The sequence below is a fragment of the Deltaproteobacteria bacterium genome (genome assembly GCA_016930875.1).
Lineage (GTDB): Bacteria > Desulfobacterota > Desulfobacteria > Desulfobacterales.
In genome coordinates this window covers 1-8,043 of the sequence record JAFGFW010000053.1, presented here as the reverse complement: position 1 = coordinate 8,043, position 8,043 = coordinate 1, and the positions used below count along the sequence as shown (strand labels likewise).

Annotated in this window: 7 protein-coding genes and 1 tRNA gene; 6 read left to right on the top strand and 2 right to left on the bottom strand. The window is 50.5% G+C overall.

The genetic code is table 11. From position 1 onward, the window contains the following. Positions 1–645: 645 nt before the first annotated feature. A complete protein-coding gene (locus JW883_05550) occupies positions 646–1,092 on the bottom strand; it encodes an acyl-CoA thioesterase (GenBank protein MBN1841730.1) in 447 nt (148 codons plus the stop codon). A 45-nt stretch (positions 1,093–1,137) separates the two neighbouring features. Next, on the bottom strand, positions 1,138–1,941 hold the full coding sequence (locus JW883_05545) for a thiazole biosynthesis protein (protein MBN1841729.1): 804 nt from the start codon (positions 1,939–1,941) through the stop codon (positions 1,138–1,140). A 328-nt stretch (positions 1,942–2,269) separates the two neighbouring features. Between JW883_05545 and JW883_05540 the strand changes: the two genes are divergently transcribed. The 6 genes from JW883_05540 to JW883_05515 all read left to right on the top strand — a co-directional run bounded on the left by JW883_05540 (position 2,270) and on the right by JW883_05515 (position 7,593). Beyond that, the gene (locus tag JW883_05540) at positions 2,270–3,835 is read left to right on the top strand and encodes a 2-isopropylmalate synthase (GenBank protein MBN1841728.1); all 1,566 of its coding nucleotides are present in this window, start codon (positions 2,270–2,272) and stop codon (positions 3,833–3,835) included. Positions 3,836–4,017: 182 nt separating this feature from the next. After that, the gene (locus JW883_05535) at positions 4,018–4,905 is read left to right on the top strand and encodes a hypothetical protein (GenBank protein MBN1841727.1); all 888 of its coding nucleotides are present in this window, start codon (positions 4,018–4,020) and stop codon (positions 4,903–4,905) included. Between the two features lie 49 nt (positions 4,906–4,954). After that, positions 4,955–5,551, top strand: a complete 597-nt coding sequence (locus JW883_05530; GenBank protein MBN1841726.1) for a tetratricopeptide repeat protein — start codon at positions 4,955–4,957, stop codon at positions 5,549–5,551. Positions 5,552–5,564: 13 nt separating this feature from the next. Next, the gene (locus JW883_05525) at positions 5,565–6,824 is read left to right on the top strand and encodes a hypothetical protein (protein MBN1841725.1); all 1,260 of its coding nucleotides are present in this window, start codon (positions 5,565–5,567) and stop codon (positions 6,822–6,824) included. Continuing rightward, complete coding sequence (locus JW883_05520) at positions 6,821–7,387, top strand: CDP-alcohol phosphatidyltransferase family protein (GenBank protein ID MBN1841724.1); 567 nt, start codon at positions 6,821–6,823, stop codon at positions 7,385–7,387. Before JW883_05525 ends, JW883_05520 begins: the two co-directional genes overlap by 4 nt. A 131-nt stretch (positions 7,388–7,518) precedes the next feature. Continuing rightward, positions 7,519–7,593 (top strand) — tRNA-Val (locus JW883_05515). The last annotated feature ends 450 nt before the right edge of the window (positions 7,594–8,043 follow it).

Here is an 8,043-nt window from a genome sequence, read left to right as displayed (position 1 = left end):
TCACTCGTTCGTATGAGCTTTTTGACCCATCCATGGGCTCGTTCACTAAATCCTAAAAACTCGGCCCAAGGGCCTCAAACAGTTTAGGCTTTGCCCACTGACGTGGGCCGTTCAGTTTGCCGAGATGGGTACCCCAAAAAGCTCATAATGTTCGTTCAAAGTTGTTGTGCAAAGCTCTCGCATAGTAATATGAGGGCACAACGCACCCTTCGTGCATAATTTGGGATTATACCTTATCAACTAAAGATTTGGGTTCCAGCTGTCAGCGAATCAGTAATTCGAAGTGAAAAGCTGGCAAAGGAGAGAAACTATACGCTGGCAGGTTAAACTCAATATAAGATGACACACCATGTCCCATCTGGGAACCAGAAAAGGATTCTAAAAACGTCGGGCTATTATCGGTAGCTCAAAACATGGCTCGTTCGATCATACATTTCTTTGCAACATCAACAGTGCCACAACGAACGGCCGGATTATGACTCTCTCGCCTCCCACAGGCTGTCCAGGCTCATGCTCTGTTTCCAGTATAGATCTCTGGTGCTGCCCCAAGTCAGAAAACGGATGCCCTATTGGAGATGCCTTGTCATTACAGCATCTTACCCTTTGCCGAAACTTCCAACACAACACACCAAGCTCCATCGAAAATCAGAAAGGCATCGGAATAATCGTAGCCAGCCCCTTTCTTATCTCTTCTGGCAAATGAATCTTTTCCCCGGTTTTTTTGTCCACTGACACATGTGCCGTTCGGAGTTTCGCAGCCACGTTGCCATGCGCATCCGTAAATAAATAGGACAAAGTGAAAGAGGTTTGCCCGATTTGCGCCTTCAAAGAGATGGTAAACTCGTCTCCAAGATGAAGGCCGTGCTTATAATCGGCTTCAGCGTGGACGATCGGTAACAGATAATTCGACTTCCGGATGATATGATCGAGGCCGCAACCGATGGACTTCATGAAGGCCTCGTAAGCGGTGTGGGCGATTCTGAAATAATTTGCGAAAAAGAGTATCCCGGCCGCATCGGTATCGTGGAGCTTTACGTCGGCCTGTATTTCAAATGTCGCGTTTTTGGTTTCTTGATCTTCTTCCACGGACATACTCGACTACAGCCTTTGAACGTGTAGCCCGGGAGGCCGTCGCTTTTAGCCGTTATTCTCCAATCGCTCGATAATCAATTCAGCGGCTTTTTTACCGGAAAGGAGCATCCCGCCGAAAATGGGACCCATGCGGTAGGAGCCAAAGGTAGCATTGGCTGCCATGCCGGCCACATAGACACCGGGAAAGGCCTCGCGCGTATTTTCAAGCGTGGACTGTTCTGCCACATCAGCCCAAAGTGACTTTTCACCCACGACCTTACCGGTTTTCGTCAACAGCTTTGCCCCTGATTTTCTCTCTATAAGATGCATCAATTCAGTGGCGTGGCCGGTGGCATCAATGGTATAGCGGGCTTCAACTGTCAAGGGGTCAACATGGAGTTGTGCCATTTCGACTGCTGTCCAGTTAACCACCAGGCCAACAACCCTGACCGATTCAGGGCTGTCCGTTTGACGGATCATCACGTCTTCGACACTCATCAGGTTGAAGACCCTGGCGCCTGCCTGGCATGCCCTGGAAGCAAGAGTTGTTGTGGCTTCCACTGCGTCTGCTGTATAGTATCCGCTCTGAAAGGGAAGCGTGGAGATACCTAGCTCATCAAGGACCTCTTTGCCGTCCTCTTGAACCACGATTTCATTAAACATCATCCCGCCACCCCACATGCCGCCGCCGATGCTCAACTTGCGCTCAAAAAGGGCCACCTTCCGCCCCTTTATGGCGAGATGATAGGCTGCCACCAATCCCGAGGGGCCGCCCCCTACGATGGCCACATCAAGACGAAGATGGTCGAGCCATTTTTCAGAAAACCGCTGGATAATAGCCTTGCTTATGACATGTTCATCTAGTTTCATGGTGCCGTCTTGATAACAACCAAGTGGCTTTAAGTCAAGAAGTTTGACGGCCTTGCAAAATGTGCTGAGAAATTTCTTGACATGTGGGAATAACCATGGTTTATTTAATATTAATGAAAACAAATTATGTCCATTTAATACCGCTTGAGCTGTTGCTTCTTCTTGGGCTTCTTAGGGAGGAGTCTGCCGGCGGTAGTTAGGGCACAATCCAGGGAACGACAGGCCGCAGGCAGCACAACCTGCGGCCTTTTTTTTGTGGCCACAGGGAGCTGCCACCGCCTGTGGCCTTTTTTTGTCGTACAAACCAACTGGCAAGGAGGAAGAGAGCATGGAAAAGGTATTCATTTTTGACACTACACTGCGAGATGGCGAACAGATTCCGGGGGCATGCCTGAATCCCAGAGAAAAGCTGGAAATCGCCTTACAGCTTGCCAGATTGAAGGTGGACGCCATTGAGGCAGGCTTCCCTATCTCGTCTCCCGGGGACTTTGACGCTGTCAAAGGGATTGCCGAGAAAGTAAAAGGCCCCACCATTGTAGCCCTTGCCCGGGCAGTCCGCGAGGACATCGAAACAGCCTGGAACGCAATAAAAAGGGCGGAAACACCCCGTATTCACGTCTTTCTGGGGACTTCTGATGTTCATATCCAGAAAAAATTCGGCATTGATCGAGACAAGGCCCTGGAGCGGGGACTTGATGCCTTGAGACTTGCCAAGTCCCTTTGTCCTGATGTGGAGTACTCCACTGAGGACGCCTCACGCACGGACCCGGACTATCTCGCCAAAGTAGTCGAACAGGTAATCGCAGCCGGGGCCACGGTAGTAAATATCCCCGATACGGTCGGCTATGCGGTGCCTCAGCAGTTTGGCAAGCTCATTGTCTTTCTAAGAGAAAGGGTTCCCAATATTGATGAGGTCGTGCTCAGTGTTCACTGCCACAATGACTTAGGGCTGGCTACAGCCAACACCCTGGCTGCCGTGGAAAATGGGGCCAGACAGGTAGAGTGTACTGTTAACGGTCTCGGAGAAAGGGCGGGAAATGCTTCTTTGGAAGAGATCGTAATGGCCATAAGGACTCGCAAAGACTATTTCAATTTTTCTACGTCGGTGAACACGCGAGAGATCATGAGAACCAGCAACCTGGTCAGCCGCCTCATGGGAATGACCGTTCAGGCCAACAAGGCCATTGTGGGAGCCAATGCCTTTGCCCACTCTTCCGGCATCCATCAGGACGGCATCCTGAAAGACCGCGCGACTTATGAGATCATACGCCCGGAAGACCTCGGGATCGCCAAGCACGCCATGATCCTTACGGCAAGGTCTGGAAGACATGCGTTGAGGGATAAGACATCAAGCATGGGCTATGATCTCAATGAGAACGAGTTTGAAGCCGTGTATGAGGGCTTCTTGTCCCTAGCCGACAAAAAGAAGCGGGTCTATGATGAAGATGTGGATATCATTATCCAGGACGTGATCTTTGCCCACTTGCTAAACAACAGGCTTTACAGCCTTGAATCCTACAAAGTACGCACGGGCAACGGCAAGACCCCTGAGGCCACCGTGAGGCTCAGGAGGGAGGAAGTCATTTTGGAGGCCAGCTCTCAAGGCGGAGGACCCATTGACGCCATCTTTAAGGCCATTGACAAGATCGTCGGGGCTTTCCACAAACTGGAGGACTTTCAGGTCAAGGCCGTTACCGAGACCAAGGAGGCTATGGGAGTGGCCACCGTGCGTGTCTCTCGCGATGACTTCCGCGCTCTGGGACGGGGCTCCAGCACGGACATCCTGGAGGCGAGCGCCAAGGCTTATGTTGAGGCCATCAACCGGATTTCCTGTTTCATGCAACATCAATCGGAGGCATGCCGGTCAGGCAACAAGTTTGCTCCTCAAAACTGATCTACGGCCCAGTACGATCTCCTCTGCCAAAAGGGGTCTTTCACTGCCTGAAGGTCCCCTTTTGGCGTTGAGTCTCCCTGCCATGATTTTCCAATTGATAAATTCCACGACCCTGAGTATATAAAGAGCTGATCACGTTGGTGCAATTTGTTCTCGAATCTAGTGCTCTTCTGGTGCAAGATATGAAAATAGTAAACTTATTCCTGGCTGCGGCCATTGCCGCTATGATCCTGGGCTCAACCATGTTTGGCTTTGCGGCCGAAAGGCACGAGGTCGTAGAGAAGGTGGGCGGCCAAGGGTGCATCAACTGGTCGCTGGGAACGATCTATGCCAAGGGGATCGGCTCAGCCCATGAAAAGGCTCATGAAAAGACCCGGGGCCAATCAACGGAACAGATGGCAAAGGCGGACACCTACTCCAATCTCTTCGAAACCGTAAAGGGCGTGAGAATAGATTCGTCTTCTCACGTCAAAGATCTGGTTGCAAAGAGCGACATGATACTCGTCCAGCTCAAAAGCATGGTTAGGGAAGCGCAGATTGTAAAAAGGGAGTATTTATCCAATGGCACGGAGGAGGTAACACTGGTCTTTAAGATGGTTGGTGGGTTTGCCCAACTCGCACTCCCCGAAGGCATCAAACAAGTGCCGGCAATCAAGAGCATTACGGGAAGGCCGGTAAAAGAAGAGTCTGATAAAGAACCAGAGCCATACAGTCCATCCTCCGAACCTATTGTATACACCGGCCTTGTTCTCGATGCCCGCGGTCTTAAGGCCATGCCGGCTATGTCCCCCAGGATAATAAGCGAGAGCGGCGAGGAGGTCTACGGATCAGCCTATGTGAGCCGCGAATTTGCCGTTCAGCAGGGGATGACGGCCTATGACAGGGACCTGAATTCGGCCCAGAATAACGCCAGAGTCTCCGGCAACCCACTGACGGTAAAGGGGCTAAGGACTCACGGACCTGGCAGGTGCGATTTTGTCATCAGCAACGCAGATGCGTTGGAGATCCTGAGCGCTTCTGAAAACCTCTTGTTCTTGAAAAAGTGCAGGGTCGTAGTCGTCCTGGATTAGGGCAGGGTAGTCATAGATCAAAAAGTAACCACACAGGAGGCGGGTCAAGATGAAAGTTCACCTTAAAATGACAACCCTTACCTTAATAGGGGTTTGGCTGGCTGCCATTGCCTCTTTGGATGGGTGCGCCCCAAGGCTTGGGCCGCTCGAAAATGCCTTGGATACGCCTCAACATCATGTCCGCAGTGGCATGAAACTTCTCCAGTTGGGAAGATACAGTGATGCCCTGCGTGAGTTTGAATATACAAAGGAGGTCGACCCGTTCTTTTCAATGGCCTATGTTGGCTCCGGGCTAGTCTGGGGCTATAAGGGTGATTGCAAAAAGGGGATAAAGGAGATTGAAAAGGCCAGAGAAGTCGCAACCACTAATGAGGAAAGGGTATTTGCCAGTGTGGGCCTTATTCGATTGTGCTTGATTGGAAAAGAGTCTGCCCGCGAAAAATGGCTTGAGGAATCTGAATCGGCATACAAAGATGCCGTGGCCCTTCTCCCCGACTCCTCCGAGGCATACTATTATATGGGTAAGGTGTACATGGAGGTATCGAACTTCAAGAGGGCAAGTGAGCTCTTCAATAAGGTTTTGAGAATCAACAAGACCTATGTTCATGAAGCAAGGCGCGCCCTGCACCTCATGGACAATCAGTAGTGAGGAATAGAAAATGGCACACTTGAGGAAACAGCGTTTCGTGATGGTTTTGCTCTTTGTCGGGTATGTCTGTGGGCCTGGCGCTGTGGCATGGAGCCAACAGGCCGAACAAGATGGAACTATGGAAGTAATCGGGACAGGGAGAATCTACCGTGACAATGTAGCAAAGGCCAGGGACGAGGCGATTGAACGTGGCCTTTGGAATGCTGTGGAACAGGGGGTTGGGCACTTGATACCATCGGCATCCGTGGTTGGTCACTTTCAACTGTTGAACGATCGGGTCTATTCGCGGACCGAAGAGTTTATCCACGATTATAAGGTGCTCACGGAATCCAAGTCGAGCCAATATTATCGAGTGGTGGTGAAGGTCACCCTACTCATGAGCGCTCTTCAGGACAAACTGCAGAATATCGGTATCCTTATTGCGCACAAGGAAATGCCCAGCGTCCTGATCTTGCTGTCAGAGCAAAATGTCGGCGAAGTTTCACCCCGATACTCGCTGGGGCAAGATGCATTCACAAGGTTGCCACTGGCCACGGAAGACACGCTTTCAACCTACATGCGGCATAAAGGGTTTGTAATCCTCGGCCCAGGAACACTCCTTACTCAGGAAAACGTCTTCGGCCCTGATTACGAAGGGTACGAACTCAGCGACGAAGCCGCAATAAAGCTGGCAGAGCAGGTGGACGTTGAGGTGGTTATTATTGGAAAGGCATTTGCCCGTTTCAGCGGAAACATATTAGGCACAGACATGAAGTCTATTGAAGCGACATTGTCTATCCGTGCCATCAGGACTGACAACGGCACGGTCATCGGATCGTGTGAAGCCACGGGGGCGGCTGTTCATGCAAATGCAATGGTTGCAGGCACGGAAGCCCTTACGCTTGCTGCTTCTGCCGTGGCCGAAGAGTTGAGCAGACAGATCGCGGCAAACTGGGGAAGAGAGGCAAGCCAGCCAGTTCTGGTTGAGTTAGTTGTAAGTGGTATCAAGGAATACGCCGATTTTGTGAGGTTCCGGACGACCCTCAGAAATGAGATTTCGGGTGTAAAAAACGTCTATCTGCGTGCCATTAAGGCTGGCGAGGCCCAAATGGATGTAGATATACAGGGAAACACACGCACCCTGGCAGACGAGTTGATGTTGAAAAACTTTGAAGGCTTTGGAGTGAACATATTTGAGATTGGTCAAAGCGAGATCAAACTTGAATTGATACCGAAACAAAATGTCCCGGACGAGCCCCAACGGCCGGACGAGACGAGATCTGAGTGGTGAAACGATCTGTTCCGGTAAACATTCCCAATGCCCTGACCCTTATCAGGATCTTGCTGACACCGCTTTTTGCCATCTACTTGATCAGACACCTTTTGGAAGGCGCTCTAGTTGTTTTTGCTGTTGCGGCGCTCACTGACGGGCTGGACGGATTTGTGGCCCGTGTCTTTCGACAAAAGACCACATTGGGAGCTTACCTGGACCCCGCAGCCGACAAACTGCTGCTGGCAACAGCATTTGTGACCTTGGCCATTCAGGGCATGCTCCCAAGCTGGCTTACAGTAATCGTAATGTCGCGGGATTTGCTGATTCTGCTTGGAGTGGCCCTGTTGAATATCATGGACCGGGGGTTTGAAGCGAAACCCAGCTTACTGAGCAAAATGACCACAGTGGCACAACTGGCAACCGTGTGCTGCGTGCTGGTGGGCTTCCAAACACCAAAGATCGGTCATATTCAAGAGCCCTTGTTCTGGTTTACAGCCGCCATAACAACGGTTTCCGGTCTTCAGTACATATACAGGGGACTCAATATTCTCCAGGAAGAACCATCAAACTCAGTTCAGTGAGATACGTCGTTCACGGTTCGGGGTTCAGGGTTCATGGGTTTAGTAACCCGGAACAGCGAACCTTTGAACGGAAAACGCTTACCATTTTTCTTGACACTATCGCCAATAGTTGTTACCGAGAGACCAGCTTCAGGCACGTAGCTCAGGGGGAGAGCGCTACCCTGACACGGTAGAAGTCCGGGGTTCAAATCCCCGCGTGCCTACCATAATTTCAACCACTTACAGAAGCCTCTTTGGCTTCTGTTTTGTTTTTGGTGTCCACTCTCACCAAGAACCATATTCTCAAGCCTGCAAGCAGCCTCCTGATTGGTGGGTTTCATAAGGTGGGCATAGACATTCCAGGTTACAGTGGGGCTTGAGCGTCACAACTGTTCGATAGCAGTCTCACAATATCAATACATGACAGAACAATGTGGCTGGAAAACTGGTTCTTTGAGTGAGAATCAACAAATGAAATCTATGTCCTTGGGTTTCTGATCCTACGGTGGCAGAAACGATGAAATCTATGTTCTTTATGGAATGCGGTGTTATTGCAGAGAGTGGCAATCGGGACGTTGAAATCAGAAATGTAGATACCATTAAGTGATCTGATGCATGAATTTCTCTGCGTCTGTCTTTAGATCTTGTACTACCGTCATCAAATCAGCAAATTTGGC